Source organism: Streptomyces sp. NPDC033131 (assembly GCF_055578365.1).
On the sequence record NZ_JBVIPA010000003.1, the window covers coordinates 13,893 to 34,426 of the forward strand.

Consider the following 20,534-nt stretch of genomic DNA (forward strand, 5'->3'; position numbering starts at 1 on the left):
CGCTTGCCCCCGGAAGCGCACTCCTTGGGAGACTTGCCCCCTTTCACTACTCATCTCCCCAAATGGCATCGGGGGTTTTCCCCATGCGCCCATATCGATTCGGTCAACTCTCCCTAAACATCCTTCCCATGCGTAAGGCTGTGCGATCGTCCGGGACCGCGTTCCGGACCACCGCGACCAGGACTGATCGGTCCCGGTCGCCACCCGCTCGTTCCTTTACCTACAAGGGATGCCGATGACCCTCACCCCCCAGCTCGAACCGATATCCGGCGCGAGACGCGTGGCCCGGATAGCCGTGGCCGCCGGTCTGGTGGCCGCGCTCTCCGCGGCGGGGCCGATACCCATGGCCCTCGCCGACGCCGAGGCTCCCGTCGCGGCCGACCCGGGCGTGAAGTCCGCCCACGACAAACTCGGCTCCGACGACGCGGGCCTCCTCGCCGAGGCCAAGGCCGACGGCGACAAGACCGTCACACTGATGGTGGCGACCGCGCCCGGGCAGACCGAGAAGGTCGCCGACCAGCTCGACTCGGTCCAGGGCGGCCTGGTCGGCCGTACCTACGACAAGCTCGGCTACGTCCGCGCGACGGTCCCCACCGGCAAGGCGGACGCGGCCATCGCCGCCGCCGCGAAGCTGTCCTCCGTGCACGGCATCGACCTGCGGCAGGACATCCCGCTGGACGACCCGACCCCGAGCGCGGACACCGCCAAGGGCGCCGCGGGCAAGGCCTCGGCCGCCTACCCGGCGCCGAACAAGAAGACCCCCGCCGAGAACCCGTACAACCCGTCCTTCGAGACGGGCGCCGTCGACTTCGTGGACGACCACCCGAAGGCGGACGGCCGGGGTGTCACCATCGGCGTCCTCGACTCGGGTGTGGACCTCGCCCACCCGGCGCTGCAGAAGACCACCACCGGCGAGCGGAAGATCGTCGACTGGGTGACCGCGACCGACCCGGTCGGCGACCAGGACGCCACCTGGCGCGCGATGCTCAGCTCGGTGTCCGGGCCCACCTTCACGTACGGCGGCAAGACCTGGACCGCACCCGCGGGGGCGTACCAGATCAACGTCTTCCGCGAGTCCGCCACCGCGGGCGGCGACGCCAAGGGCGACGCGAACCGCGACGGTGACACCACCGACGTCTGGGGCGTGCTCTACGACGCCGCGGCCGGCACGGTCCGGGTGGACCTGAACAACAACAGCGACTTCGGTGACGACACGCCGATGAAGCCGTACAAGGACGGCTTCCAGATCGGCTGGTTCGGCACCGACGACCCAGCCACCGACGTGGCCGAGCGCCAGCCGTTCGTGGTCGAGATCCGCAAGGACGTCGTCTACAACGCGGCGGGCGCGAAGGCCGACTTCGTCAACATCGGTGTCATCGAGTCCGAGCACGGCACGCACGTCGCCGGCATCACCGCCGCCAACGGCCTGTTCGGCGGCAAGATGAACGGTGCCGCGCCGGGCGCGAAGGTCGTGTCGTCCCGCGCCTGCACCTGGACCGGTGGCTGCACCAACGTCGCGCTCACCGAGGGCATGATCGACCTGGTCGTCAACCGCGGTGTCGACATCGTCAACATGTCGATCGGCGGCCTGCCGGCGCTGAACGACGGCAACAACGCGCGCGCCGAGCTGTACACGCGCCTCATCGACACCTACGGCGTCCAGCTGGTGATCTCGGCCGGCAACTCCGGCCCCGGCGCCAACACGATCGGCGACCCCGGCCTGGCCGACAAGGTCATCTCGGTCGGCGCGTCCATCTCCAAGAAGACCTGGGCCGCCAACTACGGCTCGGTCGTGGAGAAGAAGTACGCCATGATGCCGTTCTCCTCGCGCGGTCCGCGTGAGGAAGGCGGCTTCACGCCGACCCTGGTCGCCCCGGGTGCCGCCGTCAACACCATCCAGACCTGGCTGCCGGGCGCCCCGGTCGCCGAGGCGGGCTACACCCTGCCGGCCGGCTACGGCATGCTCCAGGGCACCTCGATGGCGTCCCCGCAGGCCGCGGGCGCGTCCGCGCTGCTGCTGAGCGCCGCCAAGGCGAAGAAGATCGACCTCACCCCCGCCACCCTGCGCACCGCGCTCACCTCGACCGCCGACCACATCAGTGGTGTGCAGGCGTACGAGGAGGGGGCCGGCCTCATCAACATCCCGGACGCCTGGGACTCGATCCTGGACGGCGCCACCGCGCACGACTACGCCGTCAAGGCCCCGGTCGACACCGCGATCGACCAGTTCCTGAAGACCCCGGGCTTCGGTACGGGTCTGTACGACCGTGAGGGCGGCCTCAAGGCCGGCCAGAAGTGGACGTACGACGTCACGATCACCCGTACGTCCGGCGCCGACAAGGCGATCCGCCACGAGCTGCACTTCGAGAACAACGCGGGGAGCACCTTCAGGATCGTCGGCTCGGACGAGGTGAAGCTGCCGCTGAACCAGCCGGTGACCGTCAAGGTCCAGGCCGCGCCGAAGTCCGCGGGTCTCAAGAGCGCGATCCTCGAGGTCGACGACCCGAAGACCGAGGGCACCGACAAGCTGGTCATGACGACGGTCGTGGTCTCCGCGCCGCTCGCCCACACCTACGCGGCGTCGGGCACGGTCCAGCGCAACAGCACCCAGTCGTACTTCGTGACCGTCCCCGAGGGCGCCAAGTCCCTCGAGGTCGCCATCGGCGGGCTGAAGGACAAGAGCCAGACCCGGTTCATCGCCATCCACCCGTACGGCGTCCCGGTCGACACCACCAGCACCCCGAACTGCTACAACAACTACCTCGACGGCAACGGCTGCAGGCCCGACGTGCGTTCGTACGCCGACCCGGTGCCGGGTGTCTGGGAGATCGAGGTCGAGTCGCGCCGTACGTCGCCGCTGCTCGACAACCCGTACAAGCTGGACGTCGCCGTCCTCGGCGCGGTCTTCGACCCGGAGACCGTGACCGTGCCCGAGGCCAAGGTCGGCACCCCGGCCACCGCTTCCTGGAAGGTGACGAACAACTTCGCCGCCATCGACGGCAAGCTGGCCGGCGGTCCGCTCGGCTCCGCGAAGTCGGCCCGCCCGACGATCGCCGACGGCGAGACGCACACCACCACGGTCACGGTGCCCGAGGGCGCCAAGTCCCTGGACGTCGCCATCGGCAACGTCTCCGACGCCGCCGCCGACCTGGACCTCGTCGTGTACGACGCGGCGGGCGAGGAGGCGGGCAGCTCGGCCGACGGTGACTCGGAGGAGTCCGTGTCCGTGGCCTCCCCGGCCGCCGGCACGTACACCATCGAGGTCATCGGCTACGCGATCCCGGCCGGCACCACCGCGTACGACTACCAGGACGTGTTCTTCTCCGCCGCCCTCGGCAGCGTCACCGTCGACGACTCGACGCCGGTGAAGCTCGCCACGGGCGCCTCCACCACGGTCTCCGGCAGCGTCACCGCCGCCGCGGCCGCCCCGGAGGGCCGTGAGTTCTTCGGCCAGGTCCAGCTGCTCAACGCGCGCGGCTCGGTCGCGGGCCTCGGCAGCGTGAAGATCGAGAAGGTCACGCCGTAGTCGGTGTGGCCCACGCCGTAGTCGCTACGGCCGGCAGGGCGGGCGTTCGTCGGGATACCGACGGGCGCCCGCCCTTCGTCATGCGCAGGCGAGCCCGCGCGACGCGGCCACCGAGGCGGTGAGCCGGGCCCGGTCCTGGGCGATCTGCTTCTCGCCGACGAGCCAGTACGCGGGTTGACGCTCGCCGTCCGGGACGGCGAAGAGCACCTGGTCGCCCACGCGGAGACCGGGGACGAGGTTCCCGTCGATCACGTAGGTCAGCTCCTTCTTGTCGTCCGCGCCCGGCTTCTCCGGCTTGTAGTAGCGCGTCACGTCGACGGTGACGCGCAACGACTCGGTGCCGGGAAGCCGCTCCACGCTCGCCGCCCGGCCCTCGGCGACCAGCCGGGAGCAGGCGAGGTAGTGCGGGCTGCCGAAGAGGGAACCGGCGTCGGAATCCTCCTTGGAGGCCGCGCTGTCACTGCTCGCCCCGGCGCCCATGCCGCCCCCGGCCTGCGCCAGCAGCCAGGCCATGCCCGACAGCAGAGCCGCGGCGGCCGCCACCGCGAGACCGCCGAAGGCGAGGTTGAGGGTGCGGCGCCGGGCGCGGGAGGGTCGCACGGGAACGGGTACGGGCGCTCGGGTGGCCCGCGGGGGTTCTGCCAGCGCCTGCCCGATGATCCCCAGCTGCTCGCGCAGCAGCGCGAGATCGGCCTCGGCGGAACGGTGTTCGGCCATGAAGGCGGCATCCGCGCGGGCGTCGTCGGACAGCGGCTCGTCGGTCAGGGCGGCCATCAGCGCGTCCATGCCGGCGCGTCCGTCGTGTTCGGCGGTCACGTCACACCACCTCGTCCTCGTGCAGCCGCGCCCTCAGGGCCCGTACCGCCGTGTGCAGCCGGCTCTTCACCGTGCCCTCGGGGATGCCGAGCTCCTCGGCTATCCCGCGCACCGGAAGGTCGGCGTAGAACCGCAGGACGAGAACCTGACGCTGGGCGTCGGGCAGCTCGTCCAGGCCCTGGGCGACGGCGAGGGAGAGCAGGCTGGTGTCCTCGCCGGAGGTGTGGTCGGCCTGCCGCAGGGAGGCCAGGCGTTCGCCGACGCGTTCCTGGCGGCGCTTGGCGCGGTGCCAGTCCATGGCCAGGTTGGAGGCGACGACCGCCGCCCACGCGGACACGTCACGCGGCGCCTCGTCGCCCCGCGCCGCGCGCTCCAGCAACCGCAGGCGGACCTGCTGCACCCCGTCCGGCAGGTCCGCCTGCGGCACCCCGCCGAGCGCGAGCACCGCCCGCACCCGGCGTTCCTGAGCAGGGTCCAGCGGGTCGTCCAGCACGTCGTGCGTGCCGTCCCCCTGACCACGGCGGCCCTTTCTGCGCAGCACAGCGCCCCCTCTTCTCGCCGCGTTTCCTCTATGACGCCGCCGGGGGCCGAAACGTTCGGCCCCTTGGTGGGGCGTACCGCAGAGGCGTACGTCACACCTTCGCGTGCGGCGGGGCACGGCGGGCAGGGGTGGGGCAGCACAGCTTGCGGTGCGGGGACGCCGCCGGACGAATTTCTGCAGCTCAGCGGGGTCGGGCGTGGAGAACCGGAGCCGGCCCCCGGGCCCGACGCGTCCCATTCCTCGGGCACGCCGCTCAAAGAAGTGGACACGCGGACCGGGACTGACCGCATGATGGAAACACCTCAGTCATGCAGCAGGCACATGTACGCCACGCACAGAGCACGCAGAAGGAGTCGTCGTGAGGGTCGGAATCGTCGGAGCCACCGGTCAGGTCGGCACGGTCATGCGCAGGATCCTCACGGAGCGGAACTTCCCCGTGACCGAGCTGCGCCTGTTCGCCTCGGCCCGGTCCGCGGGGACCGTCCTGGACGGCGTGACGGTGGAGGACGCGACGGCCGCCGACTTCACCGGCCTGGACATCGTGCTGTTCTCCGCGGGCGGCTCGACCTCCAAGGCGCTGGCCGAGAAGGTCGCCTCGCAGGGTGCGGTAGTGATCGACAACTCCTCCGCGTGGCGCCGCGACCCGGACGTGCCGCTGGTGGTGTCCGAGGTGAACCCGCACGCGATCGCCAACCGCCCCAAGGGCATCATCGCCAACCCGAACTGCACGACGATGGCCGCGATGCCGGTCCTGAAGCCGCTGCACGCCGAGGCGGGCCTCGAAGCGCTGGTCGTCGCCACCTACCAGGCGGTCTCCGGTTCCGGTCTGGCCGGCGTGGACGAGCTGTTCGAGCAGGTCAAGAAGGTCGGCGAGGACGCGCCGAAGCTGACGCACGACGGCTCGGCGGCGGAGTTCCCCGCGCCGAACAAGTACGTCGCGCCGATCGCCTACAACGTGCTCCCGCTGGCCGGCTCCATCGTCGACGACGGCCTGCACGAGACCGACGAGGAGCAGAAGCTCCGCCACGAGTCCCGCAAGATCCTGGAGATCCCCGAGCTCAAGGTCTCCGGCACCTGCGTCCGCGTCCCCGTCTTCACGGGCCACTCCCTCCAGGTCAACGCCCGCTTCGCCCGCCCCCTCACCGTGGAGCGCGCCAAGGAGCTCCTGGGCGGCGCCCCCGGCGTCGCGGTCACCGAGGTCCCGACGCCCCTCCAGGCCGCCGGCCAGGACCCGTCGTTCGTCGGCCGCATCCGCCAGGACGAGACCGTGGACAACGGCCTGGCGTTCTTCGTCTCCAACGACAACCTCCGCAAGGGCGCCGCGCTGAACGCGGTGCAGATCGCGGAGCTGGTGGCGGCGGAACTCAAGGGCTGACGCCGTTCCGTACGCAGCGGGGGCGCCCACCGATACCGGTGGGCGCCCCTTCGCGTGCTCAGAGAGCCAGATGCCGCCGCAGCGCCGTGTCGATCTCGGTCATGCGTTGCCGAGGCACGGAACCGATCGGCCGCAGCAGCCGCTCGGGGGCGAGGGCGCGTACTTGCTCGCACTGCACCTTGGAGTCCTTCGGGAGACCGCACTCCCCGGAAGGCAGCAGCACCTGGAACGGGTAGACGCGAGAGGTGTTGGTCGTCAGGGGCACCAACGTGACCACACCTCGCCCGGTCCGTTCCACCGCCGCGTTGGCACCGTCGTTGGAGACGATCACTGCTGGGCGTGCTCTGTTGGCCTCACTGCCGCGCGCTGGCTCGTAGTCGACCAGATAGATGTCACCGCGCTTCATCAGTCAGCCCGTCCCCGGAGAACTGGTCCCAGAACTCCGCGTCCTCGCTCCCGTCCCACTCGGCGAACGCCTCCGCGTACTCCTGCTCCAGCTGAGCCTGCCGCAGCAGTTCGATGGCGGCGTGTATGACGGCGGAGCGGGACTCGGCATCCGTGCGCGATGCGTACTCGTCGACGAAGGCGACATCCTCCTGCGGCAAGCTCACACTGATCTTCATACCTTTACGGTACCAGGGTATGACTCCCGTAGCTACTAGTGGTATTACCGTTCGGCATCCCCGCCCACCGCAAGAACACACGACCCCCTGGGGGCGGAGCCCCCAGGGCCATCCGTTCCCCGGCCGGCTCCGGCGCGGACAGGTCACAGGCCGGGGGCCGACTCCGTGGTCACGTCCCTGCCGCCGCTCTCGGCCCGGCACCTGCTGCTCCAGGGCGGCACCCGGCACCCGAACGTGACCATGACGACCGGTCCCGACGGCCGGCCCCGGCGGCTGCAGGTCATCTCGAGCCCGGCGGAGATACAGGGCCTGGCGCCCGGCGGCGGCCGGATCTCCTCCGCCGGCCGCGTCTTCGCCGAGTGGGACGCCACCCTGCAGCGCCCGGGCCGGATCTGGCTCACCGACCTGCCCGAACTCAGGATGGCGGAGCTGCTGGCCCTCACCGGTCTGCACGACGGCACGCTCACGACGGTGGCCACCCTCGGCGACCGCTACGGCCTGCTCGACTTCGAGGGCCGCTCCTACCCCGGCCGGCACCGCCACATGACCCTGGTGTCGGCGGCCCACGCCTACGGCCTGCTGTCCGGGACCCCGGCCGCCCTCGAGACGCCGTACTGGCAGGCCGCCTGAGCCCCGCCCGCGCGACAACCGGGACCTGGGGGCCCGGCCGTCGTACCTCTGGACACCGACCCGTGGAAGGATGGCGCAACCCACACATATCGAGGAGATGACCGCGTGCCTGGCACAAACCTGACTCGCGAAGAGGCGCAGCAGCGGGCGAAGCTGCTCACCGTTGACTCGTACGAGATCGATCTCGACCTCTCCGGCGCGCAGGAGGGCGGCACCTACAGGTCCGTGACCACGGTGCGCTTCGAAGTCGCGGAGGGCGGCACGGAGTCCTTCATCGACCTGGTAGCCCCGGCCGTCCACGAGGTGACCCTCAACGGCGACCAACTCGACCCCGCGGACCTCTTCGCGGACTCGCGGATCGCGCTGCCGGACCTGCTCGAGGGCCGCAACATCCTCCGGGTCGTCGCCGACTGCGCGTACACCAACACCGGGGAGGGCCTGCACCGGTTCGTCGATCCCGTCGACAACCAGGCCTACCTGTACACCCAGTTCGAGGTGCCGGACGCGCGCAGGGTGTTCGCGTCCTTCGAGCAGCCGGACCTCAAGGCCACCTTCCAGTTCACCGTGAAGGCGCCGGAGGGCTGGACGGTCATCTCCAACTCGCCCACCCCGGAACCGAAGGACAGCGTCTGGGTCTTCGAGCCGACGCCGCGCATCTCGTCGTACATCACCGCGCTGATCGTCGGCCCGTACCACTCGGTGCACAGCGTGTACGAGAAGGACGGCCAGTCGGTGCCGCTCGGCATCTACTGCCGTCCCTCGCTCGCCGAGCACCTCGACTCGGACGCCATCTTCGAGGTGACCCGGCAGGGCTTCGACTGGTTCCAGGAGAAGTTCGACTACCAGTACCCGTTCAAGAAGTACGACCAGCTGTTCGTGCCGGAGTTCAACGCGGGCGCGATGGAGAACGCGGGCGCGGTGACCATCCGCGACCAGTACGTCTTCCGGTCGAAGGTGACGGACGCGGCGTACGAGACGCGGGCCGAGACGATCCTGCACGAGCTGGCCCACATGTGGTTCGGCGACCTGGTCACCATGGAGTGGTGGAACGACCTGTGGCTGAACGAGTCGTTCGCCACGTACACGTCCATCGCCTGCCAGGCGCACGCCCCGGGCAGCCGGTGGCCGCACTCCTGGACCAGCTTCGCCAACTCCATGAAGACGTGGGCGTACCGGCAGGACCAGTTGCCGTCCACGCACCCGATCATGGCCGAGATCCGCGACCTGGACGACGTGCTCGTCAACTTCGACGGCATCACCTACGCCAAGGGTGCCTCCGTACTGAAGCAGCTCGTCGCGTACGTCGGCATGGACGAGTTCTTCGCGGGCGTGCAGGCCTACTTCAAGGCGCACGCCTTCGGCAACACGCGCCTGTCCGACCTGCTGGGCGCGCTGGAGGAGACCTCCGGCCGTGACCTGGGCACCTGGTCGGAGAAGTGGCTCCAGACGGCCGGCATCAACATCCTGCGCCCCGAGATCGAGACGGACGCGAACGGTGTCGTCACGTCCTTCGCGATCCGCCAGGAGGCCCCCGCGCTGCCCACCGGCGCGAAGGGCGAGCCGACGCTGCGTCCGCACCGCATCGCGGTCGGCCTGTACGACCTCGACGACGACAGCGGCAAGCTGGTGCGCGACGAGCGCATCGAGCTGGACGTCGACGGCGAACTGACCGCCGTACCGCAGCTGGTGGGCAAGCACCGGCCCGCGGTGATCCTCCTGAACGACGACGACCTGTCGTACGCGAAGGTCCGCCTCGACGAGCAGTCGCTCGCCTTCGTCACCGAGCACCTCGGCGACTTCGAGTCGTCCCTGCCCCGCGCCCTGTGCTGGGCGTCGGCGTGGGACATGACCCGGGACGCCGAGCTCCCGACCCGCGACTACCTGTCCCTGGTCCTGTCGGGCATCGGCAAGGAGTCGGACATCGGCCTCGTGCAGTCGCTGCACCGCCAGGTGAAGCTGGCGATCGAGCTGTACGCCGACCCGGCCGCCCGCGAGGCCCTGCTGACCCGCTGGACCGACGCCACGCTCGCGCACCTGCGCGCGGCGGCGCCTGGCAGCGACCACCAGCTGGCGTGGGCGCGCGCGTTCGCCGCGACCGCCCGGACGCCGGAGCAGCTGGACCTCCTGGACGCCCTCCTGGAGGGCACCCAGACGATCGAGGGCCTGACCGTCGACACGGAGCTGCGCTGGGCGCTGGTGCAGCGGCTGGCCGCGGTGGGCCGCTTCGACGAGGCGGAGATCGCGGGCGAGTACGAGCGTGACAGGACGGCGGCCGGCGAACGCCACGCGGCCACCGCCCGGGCCGCCCGCCCGACGCCGGAGGCCAAGGCGGAGGCGTGGGCGTCGGTCATCGAGTCCGACAAGCTCCCGAACGCCGTGCAGGAGTCCGTCATCGGCGGCTTCGTGCAGACGGGGCAGCGCGAGCTCCTGGCCCCCTACACGGACCGGTACTTCGAGGTGCTGAAGGACATCTGGGGGTCCCGTTCGCACGAGATGGCCCAGCAGATCGCGGTCGGCCTCTACCCGACGATCCAGGTCTCCGAGGAGACCCTGCGCAAGACGGACGAGTGGCTGGCCTCGGCGGAGCCCAACGCGTCCCTGCGCCGGCTCGTCTCCGAGTCCCGCGCGGGCGTGGAGCGCGCCCTGAAGGCACAGGCGGCGGACGCGGCAGCCGCCCAGTAGCGGCCGCCGTACGTACGACGACAGGGGGCGCCCGGTACACCACCGGGCGCCCCCGCTCGCCCAAGACGGCCTTCAGGCTGCGGGTGGGCGCAGGCGGCACCCCGCCACGCCGGGCCGCGCACCCGGCCCCCGCCCGACCGCCGTCAAGCTGCGGGCAATCGTGCCGCCGGGGCGATGGGGGTCCCCCCGCTCGAGCGAAGCCGAGAGTGGGGGAGGGTGGGCGCAGGCGGCACCCCGCCACGCCGGGCCGCACAGTCCACCCGCGGCGAGCCACGGTCCGCGGACCGACGGACCGGTTGCAGCTGCCCCGCGACCGTCGCCCCGAACGCGAGCGCCATGCCCGCCAGCTGTACCGGCGTGAGCGCCTGTCCGAGGGCCGCCCAGCCGACCACCGCGGCGGTCAGCGGCGACAGCGGGCCGAGGAAGGTGACCTGGGTGGCGGTGAGCCTGCCGATGCCGCGGAACCAGAGCCAGTACGCGACCGCCGTGTTCGCCAGCGCCAGGTAGAGGTAGCCGCCGAGCGCCCGGCCGTCCAGCGCGGGCGGCGCGCCCTCGACGAGGAGGGCGAGCGGGGCGATGAGCAGGCCGCCCGCGGTCAGTTGCCAGGCGGTGAGCGCGAGCGGACCCACGCCGTCCGGGCGGCCCCACCGCTTGGTGAGCACGGTGCCCGCGGACATGGAGGCGGTGGAGGCGAGGGCCGCGAGGACACCCACGGTGTCGAGCGCCCCGGCGGCCTTCAGGACGACCAGGCTCACCCCGGACGCGGCGACGAACCCGGTGATCACACTGCGGGCCGTCGGGCGCTGACCGAGCAGCAGCGCCGACAGACCCACCACGAACAGCGGTCCGACCGATCCGACGACCGCCGCCATGCCGCCCGGCATCCGGTACGCCGACAGGAACAGCAGCGGGAAGAACGCCCCGATGTTCAGCGCCCCGAGCACCGTCGCCCTGCCCCACCAGGCGCCGCGCGGCAGCACCCGGGCCAGGGCCAGCAGGACGAGGCCGGCGGGCAGCGCGCGCATGAGGCCGGTGAACAGGGGGCGGTCGGCCGGCAGGAACTCGGTGGTGACGGCGTAGGTGGTGCCCCAGGAGACGGGCGCCAGGGCCGTGAGCAGGACGGTCGCGGGCCGCTTCATGACCGGGCACCCTTCTTCAGAGGTAGCTTGGCGAAGAGTAGCTTAACGCTAAGTCACTTACACGCAAGCTACTTTCTTGCGGGTGACCGGAACCGGGCGGATACTCACCGCATGAGTGCACAGCGCCAGGACCCGGTCGACGTGATCATCGAGCATTGGGCGACGGTCCGCCCCGACCTCGACACGGCCGCCATGGAGGTCTTCGGCCGGATCCACCGGCTCTCGCGCGCGATGGGCGACCGCACGGAGAAGGCGTACACGTCCCTCGGCATCGGCCGCGGCGAGTTCGACGTCCTGGCGACCCTGCGCCGCTCCGGAGAGCCGTACACCCTCTCCCCCCGCCAGCTCTCCGCGACGCTGATGCTCACCACCGGCGGCATGACCGGCCGCCTGGACAAACTGGAACGGGCGGGCCTGCTGCGCCGCTCCCCGGACCCGCACGACCGCCGGGGCCTGCAGGTGACCCTCACGGACAAGGGGCTGGAGCTCGTCGACGAGGCGGTGGGCGCGGGCCTCGCCGTCCAGACGGAGGCCCTGAAGTCGGCCCTGAACGGCGAACAGGCCGACCAGTTGGCCGACCTGTTGCGGGAGTTGCTGGCGGGGACCGAGACGTCCTGATCGTCCCGGCACGGGCCTCGCAGGCGACGACCCACGCGGAAACGCGCCGAGGGCGCCGGCCCCGCCCGCGTACGGCGGATGCGCGTACGCGGGGCGGGGGCGGCGCCCTGGAGGGAGCACGCGGTCAGGCAGGTCAGGCCTTGGAGCCGGCCTTGGCCTTGGTCCTGATGTTGCGGGTGGTCACCCGGTGGGCCTCGTGGGACTTGTCCAGGACCATCACCAGGCCGGCGATGACCGCGAACAGGGCGATCGGGGCCACCACGAAGAGGCCCAGCGTCTCGATGACGCTCAGGCCCGTGCCGGGGTCGTCACCGTCGTCGCGGGTCAGCGCGAGCGCGGGGGACGACATGAGCAGCATCATCAGCGTCGTACCGGCAGCCAGGGCGCCGGCGCGCAGGGCGTTCTTCTTCACGGAGCCAAAGTAGCGAACGGCCGGAAGGCGTGCGCGTCCGGGGGTGCGTATGAGGTGCCCTCGGCTGAAATCAGCCCCTCCGGCGTTTGAGGAGCGGGGCCTGGGGCGGAGCCCCGGAAGGGGACTGACGGCGTCAGCCGGCCCCGGGCTGACGCAGGACGTCCACCAGGGCGTGCAGCCTCGGGGAAGCCGCCAGTTCCTCCAGTGTCACCGGCCGCCCCTCCGTGTCCGCGATCGGCAGCCGCCAGTTCGGGTACTGGTCCCACGTGCCCGGCAGGTTCTGCGGGCGGCGGTCGCCGATGGTGTCGGGGAGCCAGATGCCGACCATGCGGGCCGGGGTGTGCAGGAGGTAGCGGTGGACGGCCTGGATCTCGGCCTCCTCCGAGGACGTGTCGGTGCCGCCGCCCGACCCCTGCAGGAGGCCCAGCCGGGCGAGCAGTTCGAGCCACTCCGCCGTGTCCGCCGACGCCTCCGCCCGTTCCTCGTCCAGGGGACGGGTCAACAGGCCGAGTCCGTCGCGCAGTTCGACGTGTTCGCCGGTGAGGCGGGCCGCGGTGGGCGGCAGGTCGTGGGTGGTGGCGGTGGCCAGGCAGTCGGCGCGCCACTGGTCGGGAGGCAGGGGCCGGCCGTCGCCGTCCCAGTCGCGCTCGAACCACAGGACGGAGGTGCCGAGCACACCGCGCTCGCGCAGCGTCTCGCGCACGCCGGGTTCCACCGTGCCCAGGTCCTCGCCGATCACCACCACACCGGCGCGCGAGGCCTCCAGGACCAGTACGGCGAGCATGGCCTCGGCGTCGTAGCGGACGTACGTGCCCTCGGTGGGCGGCTCACCCTGCGGGACCCACCACAGCCGGAACAGGCCCATGACGTGGTCGATGCGCAGGGCGCCGGCATAGCGGAACAGAGCCCGCAGCAGGGATCGGAAGGGCGCGTAGCCCGACTCGGCCAGGCGGTCCGGCCTCCAGGGCGGCAGGCCCCAGTCCTGGCCGCGCGCGTTGAAGGCGTCCGGGGGCGCGCCCACCGACATGCCGGCCGCGAAGTGATCCTGCTGCGCCCACGCGTCCGCGCCCCCGGGGTGCACCCCGACCGCGAGGTCGTGGACCACGCCCACCGGCATGCCCGCCTCCCGGGCCGCGCGCTGGGCGGCGCCGAGCTGGGTGTCGGTGAGCCAGGCGAGGCGGGTGTGGAAGTCCACCCGGTCCATCAACTCCCCGCGGGCCCGGGCCGTTTCGGCCGAGCGGGGGTCGCGCAGGGCGGCCGGCCACCGGTGCCAGTCGGAGCCGTGCACCTCGGCGAGGGCGCACCAGGTGGCGTGGTCCTCCAGGGCCTCGCCCTGTTCGGCGAGGTAGTCGACGTAGGCGGCGCGCCGGCCCGGACCGAGCGGCACGTCCCGCACCAGTTCCAGCGCCTCCCGCTTGAGCTCCCACACGGCGTCCCGGTCGATCAGGGCGCCCTGTTCCAGCACCGACACGCGCAGCCGCTCCGCCCGCTCCAGCAGGGCCCGCATCTGCTCGCGGTCCGCGACCTGGGCGTACTCGGGGATGTCCGCGACCCGCAGATGGACCGGGTCGGGGAAGCGGCGGGAGGAGGGGCGGTAGGGGGACGGGTCGGTGGGGGCACCGGGTACGGCCGCGTGCAGCGGGTTGACCTGGACGAATCCGGCGCCGAGCGCGCGGCCGGCCCAGGCGGTCAGTTCGGCGAGGTCACCGAGGTCGCCCATGCCCCAGGAACGCCGCGAGAGCAGGGAGTAGAGCTGGACGAGGAGGCCGTACGAGCGGCCGGGCGGCGCGGGCAGCCGGGCCGGGGCGACGATCAGGTGGGTGTGGGCGGTGCGGCCGTCCGGGGCGGTGGCCGTCAACCGGTGGACACCGGGCGGGAGTTGGTCGACGCCGGCGCGGGTCTCGCCCTGCTCGGTCTCGATGCGCAGACGGGTGCCGGCCGGGAGGGCGTCGAGAGCCGCGGGCGTGCCGCCGCTCCAGCACGCCACGGTCGGCGGCAGCAGCCGCTCGCGCAGTTCCCGTTCCCGGGCGGCGAGTGCGCCCCGGACGGCCGCGGGGCTGCCCGCGTCGACGCCGAGGGCGGCCAGGGCCCGGGTGACGGCGGCGGCCGAGGCCGCGACCGTACGGCCCGGAGACGGGCTGTACGAGGTCGCGACGCCGTGCAGCGCAGCGAGCCGGGACAGGTCCTCGGTGGGCGGCTCGTCCGACCGGGGTGCTGTCATCTAGGGCTCCGCGTGGGCGTCGGACTCGCTGGTCAGGGGGGCGGCGTCGGCGAGCGGCGGCTCGCTGGTGAGGGGTTCGGCGTCGGGGAGCGGCGGTTCGCTGGTGAGGGGGGTGTCGGCGCAGGCTCCCTCCGCGCTGAACACACAGAAGTGGAAATCGGATGAGGCGGAGGGCTCCGCCTCGGGTTTGGAGGGGGCGGGGAGCAGAAGGTATGCCGATGCGACCACGGGGGCCTCCTTGTCGAGGGCGACGATCGGTTACCGCACAGCCCTACCCAGTGGTCGCGGCGGCAGACGTACAGAGAGGTACAACGTGCCTCTCCTCACATTCTGTTCCGGCGGGGTAATTCCAGACTGGGGCAAAGGCGGCACGACGGCAACGGCGTCCGGAAGGCTTTCGGGGGCGCGTGAACCAGTCGCTCGGAGCCGGTCGATAGACGGGGTGTGAGACTGTTCCGCCCCATGGGGGGCCACCGGGAGAAGGACGAGGGAACCTCCGACGAGCCGAACGCGGCGGACGCGGCGGATCCCGCGGACGCGGCGCTCCTGCGCGCGGTCGCGGCCGGGGACTCGGCGGCGATGGCCGAGCTGTACGACCGGCACGCGGGCTGGCTGCACGCCCGGCTGACCCGGCGCTGCGCCGACGCGGAGGTCGTGCGCGAGGTGCTTCAGGACACGTTCGTCACGGTGTGGCGGTCGGCGGCCGGGCATCGCGGCGAGGAGGCCGGCGGCTGGCTGTGGACCATCGCCGCGCGGCGCCTGGTCGACGCGCGGCGGGCGCACGAGCGGGCCGGGCGGCTCAGGACGGCGCCGATGGACTCGCCGGCCGACGAGACCCGTGCCGGACACGCGTCCGCGCCGTCCGCGGAGGACCGGGTGCTGGCAGCCCTGGAGTACGGCGATGTCGGCACCGCCCTGGAGCGGATCTCCCCCGAGCTGCGCGAGGTGCTGCGCGCCACGGTCGTCGACGGGCTGACCACCCGCGAGACGGCCCGGCTGCTCGGCATTCCCGAGGGCACCGTGAAGTCCCGTGCGATGCGTGCCCGCGCCGAACTGCGCGCGGCCCTCGCCCAGTTGAAGCCGTCACCGATGGGAGGCCCGGCATGACCGGCTGGCACGCGTCCGACGACCTGGTCACCCGCTACGGCGACGGCACCCTGCCGGAACCGGACGCCTGGTCCCTGGAGAAGCACCTGGAGAGCTGTGGCCGGTGCGCGGCCCGCGTGTCGCGGGCGGTGCGGGAGACGGCGGCGGGGGTGGTGCTGGCGGAGGTACGGGGCGCGGTGCTGCGCACGGCGCCGGCCGACGCACGTGAGGCGGCACCGGGGGGCGCCGCGAGCGCCCCGAGCGGAGCGGGGAGGGCGGCACCGTACCTTCCCGGGACGACAGCCGCAGCCGGGCCCGGTCCGGCATCCGCGGCCGGACCCCGGTCCACCCGGCCACCGGTGCTGGGCGGTGCACCGGCCGGAGCGAGAACGGCGGCGCCGGCCCTGCCCCGGTCCACCCGGCCTCCCGCGGCGGCGCCCACTGCTCCGGCCGCGTCAGCGGCGCCGGCCCCGGCTCCCTCCCGCCCCTACACCCGAACCCGCCTCCGGCTCCGGCTCCCGAGGCACCTCGGCCTCCCCCTCGGCTCGCACCTCACCCGCGCTCTCTGGGCCGCCGGTCCCGCCGTGCGCGGTGCCTGGCTGCCGGCCGTGCTGCTCGTGGCGTTCGGGGCGGTCGCTCTCGCCCACGGGGCCGACTTCACCGGCGCCCGGCCCCTGCTGCTGGCGATCGCGCCGGTCGTGCCGGTGGCCGGGGTCGCCCTGTCCTACGGATCGCACGCCGATCCGGTGCACGAGATCGCCGCGTCCACGCCGTCCGCGGGGCTGCGGCTGGTGCTGACGCGGACGGCCGCCGTGCTGGCGGTGAGTCTGCCGCTGCTGACCCTCGCCGGGGCACTGGTGCCGTCCTCGGGTGCCCCGGGCGCGGCCGCCTGGCTGCTGCCGGGGCTCGCGCTGACGCTGGCCTCGCTGGCCCTGGCCGGCTACGTCGGCTGGCGGGCGGCGACGGCCGTGACCGGTGGCGGCTGGCTGTCCGCCGTACTCGCCCCGGCGCTCGTCGCGCCCGGCGGGCGGCTGACGGCCCGCCTGTCCGAACAGCTCGCGTACTGCCTCGACGGCGCCCCGGCGCAGGGCGGCTGGGCGGCTGCGGCCGTCCTGTGCGCCGCACTGCTGGCCGCCCGCCGTCCCGCCCACGACCGCCTGGAGAGTCCGTGACCGCGGCCGCGCACTCCTCGCCTCCCACGTCTGGAGAACCCTTGAGCACGATACGAGTGACCGGGCTGCACGTCCGGCATCGCAGGACCGTCGCCCTCGACTCGGTGGACCTCGGCTTCGGCCCCGGTGTGCACGGGCTCCTCGGCCCGAACGGGGCGGGCAAGACCTCGCTGATCCGGGTCCTCGCCACGGTCGCGGCACCGGCCGGCGGCCGGGTGGAGCTGCTCGGGGACGACGTACGCGACCACCGGCGGCGGGCCGCGGTGCGGCGGCGGCTGGGCTATCTGCCGCAGGAGTTCGGCTACTACCCGGGTTTCACCGTGCGGGAGTTCGTCGCGTACGTGGCCTGGCTGAAGGAGATGCCCGCGGCCACGACCCCGGCCGCCGTCGAACGGGCCGTCGCCCGGGTCGGTCTCGCCGACCGCGTCGACGCGAAGGTCAGGACGCTGTCCGGTGGCATGGTCCGGCGTGTCGGCATCGCGCAGGCCATTGTCAACGACCCCGACGTGCTGCTGCTCGACGAGCCGACCGCCGGTCTCGACCCGGAGCAGCGCGTGGAGTTCCGCGCGCTGCTGCGCGAGCTGGGCACGTCGTCCACCGTCATCGTCTCCACGCACCTGGTGGAGGACGTGGCGGCGGCCTGCACGGAGGTCACCCTCGTCGAGGCGGGCCGGGTGGCCTATCGCGGCACCCCCGGGTCGCTGGCCGCGCTCGGCGAGTCGGCGGACGGCGTCGGCGACAACCCGATCGAGCGCGGCTACACGACGGCCCTGCGCGCCCACCGCGCGTCCACCGCACCGGCCCCGGTGCTGGAGGGGACGGCGTGATGACCCTCGTCGCGGAGAGAAAACCCGGGAGCAGACCGGAGAGCTCGCCGCACCCCCTGCGCGCCGAGGTCGTCCGCGGCTTCGGACCTTGGGCGGGGGCCGCGATCCTTCTGACGTTCACGGTCGCGCTGGCCGCCGACTCGGCGCAGTGGCAGGGCGGCTGGGCCGAGACCCGTGAGCGGCTGCACACGGCGGCCGGGCTGCTGGGCGTCCCGATGGCCCTGGCCGCGGGCTGCTGGCACGGTGGACGCGAGCGCAGACGCCGTACCGAGGAACTGCTGGCGGTGTCCGCGCGCGGCCCGCTCGCCCGGCTGCTGGCGTCGGCGCTGCCACTGGTGCTGTGGGTGGTCGCCGGGTACGCGGTCGCGGTCGTCCTGGCCTGGCTGGCCACCTGGTACCGCGCCACGGGCGACAGTCCGTACCCGGTCACTGCGCTCACGGACGCGGTCGTCCTCGCGTCCGCCGTCCTGGCCGGCCAGGTGGTGGGCCGGCTGGTGGCCTGGCGGCTCGCGGCACCACTGCTGGCGGTGGGCGCGTACGTCGGCCTCGGCATGCTCTCGTACGGCAGCCGCAACAACTCCTACGCGCCTCTGTCACCCGTCGTCGACGGCGGGACCACCACGGTCCCCGTGTGGTGGCAGCCGGTGGCGATGATGGTGTGGACGGGCGGTCTGGCGGTCGCCGCAGTCCTCGCGTACGCGGCCCGTCATCGCCCCGTCGCCGTGCTGCCGCTGGCCGCCGCGACCGCCGCAGGCGTGCTGCTGGTACAGACCGGGGACGGCCTGTGGCGCACCGACCCGATCGCCCGCCGTCAGGTGTGCGACACCTCCACGACCCCGCAGATCTGCGTGAACGCCCGCTACGAGGAGCTTCTTCCGCAGGTGAGGGATGCCCTGTCCGGGCTCACCGGCCGCCTGGAGGGCGTAAAGAACCTGCCGGTGCGCTATGGGGACCGGCCGGGGCGACCGGGCCGGGACGAGGTGGAGCTGCCGATGCTCACGCCCCTCGGCTGGAGCGTCGTACGGGGCGAGCTCACCGATCCGCGGGAGTTCGCGTGGGCGGCGGGGATGGCCCTGTACGGCCGGGTGGAGTGCGACGAGGTGGATCCGCGTCTGGAGGCGGTCGACGACGCCGTGGCGCACCATCTGGCGCCCAGCCCGCTGGAGAAGGAGTTCGACGAGCAACTGGCCGAGAGGGGCGAGGCCGACCGCGCCCGGCTCGAGGCCCGGCGGGAAGCCCGGGCCCGTCTTGAGGCGATGGGCGAGCGGGAGCGCCGCGCCTGGCTGTCGGAGTACTTCGCGACGGTCGGCGAGTGTACGCCGAGCGAGGTGCCGGCGCTGTGAGCGAACTCTCCGTGCCGTACGGCCGTTCGCGCGCCGCCGGACTGCTTCTCTACGCCCGCTCGCGTACCGTCCCGCGCGCCCTCGCCGTGCTCTTCGCCACCGCCGGGCTCGCCGTGTGGGCGGCGCACGGGCTGGACGCCTACGTGGATCCGGAGCGGCGGGTGCCGGTCGTGGCGCTGGCCCCGCTGTTCGCCGCCGCGGTGATCGGGTCGAGCCTGTACACCGCGTCCGAGGAGCTGGACCGTACGGCCGTGCACCCCTGGTGGCGGCGGCGTCTGGTCCATCTCCTGAACCTCACCGCGCTCGCCGCGGCCCTGCTGTCGGTGGCGGTGCTCGGGCACGCGTCGGTGTTCGGGCCGCCGGCGATGATCCGCAACACGCTCGGCTCCACCGGCCTCACCGCGGCCGCGGCCGCCCTGATCGGCGCCCGGCTGAGCTGGCTGCCGGCCTTCGGCTACGTCAGCGCCGTGTACCTGGGGGGCGGCGGTGCGCACGGGCGCGCGAGCACGGTATGGGCCTGGCCGGTGCAGCCCGGCGGGGAGGCGGGAGCCTGGGCCGCGGCGCTGGTGGCCTACGTGGTGGGCGGGGCGCTGTACGTCGTGCGCGGGGCGCGGGCGGAGGAGGTGCGCCACTGAAGGGCCGGCCCCATGTCAGGGACGTGGGGCCGGCACTGACGGCGGACATGCGAAAGCCCGGATCGATGTCAGGCGGAGATGCCCTCGATCCGGGCCAAGGCGTCGTCGGCGCCGTATGGCTGCAAGTACGGCATCCAGCGCGGATCCCGGTGGCCGGTCCCGATGATGCGCCAGGCCAGGCCGGTGGGAGGGGCGGGTTTGTGGCGCAGCCGCCAGCCGATCTCGACGAGATGGCGGTCGGCCTTCACGTGGTTGCAGCGGCGGCACGAGGCGACCACGTTGTCCCAGACGTGCTTGCCCCCGCGGCTGCGCGGGATGACGTGGTCGACGCTGGTTGCGACGCCACCGCAGTACATGCACCGGCCCCCGTCACGGGCGAACAGCGCCCGCCGGGTCAGAGGAACGGGCCCCCGATAGGGAACCCGGACGAATCGCTTGAGCCGGACCACGCTGGGTGCGGGGACTGTGACGGTCGCGCTGTGCATGAAGGCGCCGGACTCCTCGAGGCACACGGCCTTGTTCTCGAGGACGAGGATGAGTGCGCGGCGGAGCGGTACGACGCCGAGCGGCTCGTACGACGCGTTCAGGACCAGGACATGCGGCACGGATGGCCTCCTTGGACGCCGGCGGCGCGTGGCTCGCGCCGGGACGATTTCGTAGTCAGTCTCCCCTCATGCCTGGCGGAAGCGCCACCATGTCCCCGTAACGGGCTGGGAGTGTTTTCGACCACATCCGGTTCCTCCCCCGGGTCACGAGTTGTTCATCCCACCTGTTCATCCCCAGGTGAAAGCCGTCTCTCCCTCGAACATCACAACGATCCACACACGATGCCCCGATAGTGTGGTGGGCCTGCCCCACCGGTGACCTTTCCGTGACCTTGATGCACGA

At 72.7% G+C, this 20,534-nt stretch carries 18 protein-coding genes and 1 pseudogene; 10 read left to right on the forward strand and 9 right to left on the reverse strand.

The genetic code is table 11. The annotated features are described in order from the left end of the window. The first annotated feature begins 235 nt into the window (after positions 1-235). Positions 236-3,526, forward strand: coding sequence for a S8 family serine peptidase (locus ACZ5XS_RS05370; protein ID WP_468647986.1), 3,291 nt, complete (start codon positions 236-238; stop codon positions 3,524-3,526). Positions 3,527-3,604: 78 nt separating this feature from the next. On the opposite strand, the gene ACZ5XS_RS05375 is transcribed toward ACZ5XS_RS05370, so the two are convergent. Together ACZ5XS_RS05375 and ACZ5XS_RS05380 are read right to left on the reverse strand one after the other, a co-directional pair. Further along, a complete protein-coding gene (locus ACZ5XS_RS05375; RefSeq protein ID WP_468647988.1) occupies positions 3,605-4,342 on the reverse strand; it encodes a hypothetical protein in 738 nt (245 codons plus the stop codon). A gap of 1 nt (position 4,343) precedes the next feature. Then, the gene (locus ACZ5XS_RS05380) at positions 4,344-4,883 is read right to left on the reverse strand and encodes a sigma-70 family RNA polymerase sigma factor (RefSeq protein WP_217238355.1); all 540 of its coding nucleotides are present in this window, start codon (positions 4,881-4,883) and stop codon (positions 4,344-4,346) included. A 358-nt stretch (positions 4,884-5,241) separates the two neighbouring features. Here ACZ5XS_RS05380 and ACZ5XS_RS05385 point away from each other — a divergent pair, with 358 nt between their 5' ends. After that, positions 5,242-6,258, forward strand: coding sequence for an aspartate-semialdehyde dehydrogenase (locus ACZ5XS_RS05385; RefSeq protein WP_468647990.1), 1,017 nt, complete (start codon positions 5,242-5,244; stop codon positions 6,256-6,258). A gap of 58 nt (positions 6,259-6,316) precedes the next feature. On the opposite strand, the gene ACZ5XS_RS05390 is transcribed toward ACZ5XS_RS05385, so the two are convergent. Both ACZ5XS_RS05390 and ACZ5XS_RS05395 read right to left on the reverse strand, forming a co-directional pair. Continuing rightward, positions 6,317-6,664, reverse strand: coding sequence for a type II toxin-antitoxin system PemK/MazF family toxin (locus tag ACZ5XS_RS05390; protein WP_468647992.1), 348 nt, complete (start codon positions 6,662-6,664; stop codon positions 6,317-6,319). After that, a complete protein-coding gene (locus ACZ5XS_RS05395; RefSeq protein ID WP_468647994.1) occupies positions 6,651-6,881 on the reverse strand; it encodes a ribbon-helix-helix domain-containing protein in 231 nt (76 codons plus the stop codon). The genes ACZ5XS_RS05390 and ACZ5XS_RS05395 overlap by 14 nt, the downstream gene beginning before the upstream one ends. 108 nt (positions 6,882-6,989) lie before the next feature. Here ACZ5XS_RS05395 and ACZ5XS_RS05400 point away from each other — a divergent pair. Both ACZ5XS_RS05400 and pepN read left to right on the forward strand, forming a co-directional pair. Further along, positions 6,990-7,511 (forward strand): annotated as a pseudogene (locus tag ACZ5XS_RS05400) (IS701 family transposase); the annotation flags it as partial. A 105-nt stretch (positions 7,512-7,616) separates the two neighbouring features. Then, a complete protein-coding gene (gene pepN, locus ACZ5XS_RS05405) occupies positions 7,617-10,193 on the forward strand; it encodes an aminopeptidase N (RefSeq protein WP_468647996.1) in 2,577 nt (858 codons plus the stop codon). A gap of 143 nt (positions 10,194-10,336) precedes the next feature. On the opposite strand, the gene ACZ5XS_RS05410 is transcribed toward pepN, so the two are convergent. Further along, positions 10,337-11,332 carry an EamA family transporter gene (locus ACZ5XS_RS05410; protein WP_468647998.1) on the reverse strand — a complete coding sequence of 332 codons (996 nt, stop codon included), beginning with the start codon at positions 11,330-11,332 and terminating at the stop codon, positions 10,337-10,339. Between the two features lie 111 nt (positions 11,333-11,443). On the opposite strand from ACZ5XS_RS05410, the gene ACZ5XS_RS05415 reads away from it, so the two are divergent. Beyond that, positions 11,444-11,950: a MarR family winged helix-turn-helix transcriptional regulator gene (locus ACZ5XS_RS05415; protein ID WP_468648000.1), complete on the forward strand. Its 507-nt coding sequence runs from the start codon at positions 11,444-11,446 to the stop codon at positions 11,948-11,950. 133 nt (positions 11,951-12,083) lie between these two features. On the opposite strand, the gene ACZ5XS_RS05420 is transcribed toward ACZ5XS_RS05415, so the two are convergent. The 3 genes from ACZ5XS_RS05420 to ACZ5XS_RS05430 form a co-directional block, all read right to left on the reverse strand. After that, positions 12,084-12,311 (reverse strand): hypothetical protein, encoded by a 228-nt coding sequence (locus ACZ5XS_RS05420; protein ID WP_217240399.1) that lies wholly within the window; start codon positions 12,309-12,311, stop codon positions 12,084-12,086. 184 nt (positions 12,312-12,495) lie between these two features. Further along, positions 12,496-14,583 (reverse strand): 4-alpha-glucanotransferase, encoded by a 2,088-nt coding sequence (malQ, locus tag ACZ5XS_RS05425; RefSeq protein ID WP_468648002.1) that lies wholly within the window; start codon positions 14,581-14,583, stop codon positions 12,496-12,498. Next, on the reverse strand, positions 14,584-14,811 hold the full coding sequence (locus ACZ5XS_RS05430) for a hypothetical protein (protein WP_217240366.1): 228 nt from the start codon (positions 14,809-14,811) through the stop codon (positions 14,584-14,586). 234 nt (positions 14,812-15,045) lie between these two features. Here ACZ5XS_RS05430 and ACZ5XS_RS05435 point away from each other — a divergent pair, with 234 nt between their 5' ends. Genes ACZ5XS_RS05435 through ACZ5XS_RS05455 form a run of 5 tightly spaced genes read left to right on the forward strand, consistent with a single transcriptional unit; the run spans position 15,046 to position 19,646 of the window. Then, positions 15,046-15,690, forward strand: a complete 645-nt coding sequence (locus ACZ5XS_RS05435) for an RNA polymerase sigma factor (protein WP_468648004.1) — start codon at positions 15,046-15,048, stop codon at positions 15,688-15,690. Next, the gene (locus ACZ5XS_RS05440; protein ID WP_468648006.1) at positions 15,687-16,841 is read left to right on the forward strand and encodes a zf-HC2 domain-containing protein; all 1,155 of its coding nucleotides are present in this window, start codon (positions 15,687-15,689) and stop codon (positions 16,839-16,841) included. Before ACZ5XS_RS05435 ends, ACZ5XS_RS05440 begins: the two co-directional genes overlap by 4 nt. 41 nt (positions 16,842-16,882) lie before the next feature. Continuing rightward, entirely contained in the window at positions 16,883-17,668 is a 786-nt protein-coding gene (locus tag ACZ5XS_RS05445) for an ABC transporter ATP-binding protein (RefSeq protein ID WP_468648008.1), read from the forward strand. Continuing rightward, the gene (locus tag ACZ5XS_RS05450) at positions 17,668-19,011 is read left to right on the forward strand and encodes a hypothetical protein (protein ID WP_468648010.1); all 1,344 of its coding nucleotides are present in this window, start codon (positions 17,668-17,670) and stop codon (positions 19,009-19,011) included. The genes ACZ5XS_RS05445 and ACZ5XS_RS05450 overlap by 1 nt, the downstream gene beginning before the upstream one ends. Next, a complete protein-coding gene (locus ACZ5XS_RS05455) occupies positions 19,008-19,646 on the forward strand; it encodes a hypothetical protein (RefSeq protein ID WP_468648012.1) in 639 nt (212 codons plus the stop codon). Before ACZ5XS_RS05450 ends, ACZ5XS_RS05455 begins: the two co-directional genes overlap by 4 nt. 68 nt (positions 19,647-19,714) lie before the next feature. Here the strand turns inward: ACZ5XS_RS05455 and ACZ5XS_RS05460 are convergent, their stop codons facing one another. Next, on the reverse strand, positions 19,715-20,251 hold the full coding sequence (locus tag ACZ5XS_RS05460; protein ID WP_053750340.1) for an HNH endonuclease: 537 nt from the start codon (positions 20,249-20,251) through the stop codon (positions 19,715-19,717). Positions 20,252-20,534 lie beyond the last annotated feature (283 nt).

Excerpts from the sequence above, each read along its gene's own strand:
- ACZ5XS_RS05370 (WP_468647986.1), top strand. The coding sequence starts at position 236 with ATGACCCTCACCCCCCAGCTCGAACCGATATCCGGCGCGAGACGCGTG.
- ACZ5XS_RS05390 (WP_468647992.1), bottom strand. The coding sequence starts at position 6,664 with ATGAAGCGCGGTGACATCTATCTGGTCGACTACGAGCCAGCGCGCGGC.
- ACZ5XS_RS05395 (WP_468647994.1), bottom strand. The coding sequence starts at position 6,881 with ATGAAGATCAGTGTGAGCTTGCCGCAGGAGGATGTCGCCTTCGTCGAC.
- ACZ5XS_RS05410 (WP_468647998.1), bottom strand. The coding sequence starts at position 11,332 with ATGAAGCGGCCCGCGACCGTCCTGCTCACGGCCCTGGCGCCCGTCTCC.
- ACZ5XS_RS05415 (WP_468648000.1), top strand. The coding sequence starts at position 11,444 with ATGAGTGCACAGCGCCAGGACCCGGTCGACGTGATCATCGAGCATTGG.
- ACZ5XS_RS05420 (WP_217240399.1), bottom strand. The coding sequence starts at position 12,311 with ATGATGCTGCTCATGTCGTCCCCCGCGCTCGCGCTGACCCGCGACGAC.
- malQ (WP_468648002.1), bottom strand. The coding sequence starts at position 14,583 with ATGACAGCACCCCGGTCGGACGAGCCGCCCACCGAGGACCTGTCCCGG.
- ACZ5XS_RS05435 (WP_468648004.1), top strand. The coding sequence starts at position 15,046 with ATGGGGGGCCACCGGGAGAAGGACGAGGGAACCTCCGACGAGCCGAAC.
- ACZ5XS_RS05440 (WP_468648006.1), top strand. The coding sequence starts at position 15,687 with ATGACCGGCTGGCACGCGTCCGACGACCTGGTCACCCGCTACGGCGAC.
- ACZ5XS_RS05450 (WP_468648010.1), top strand. The coding sequence starts at position 17,668 with ATGACCCTCGTCGCGGAGAGAAAACCCGGGAGCAGACCGGAGAGCTCG.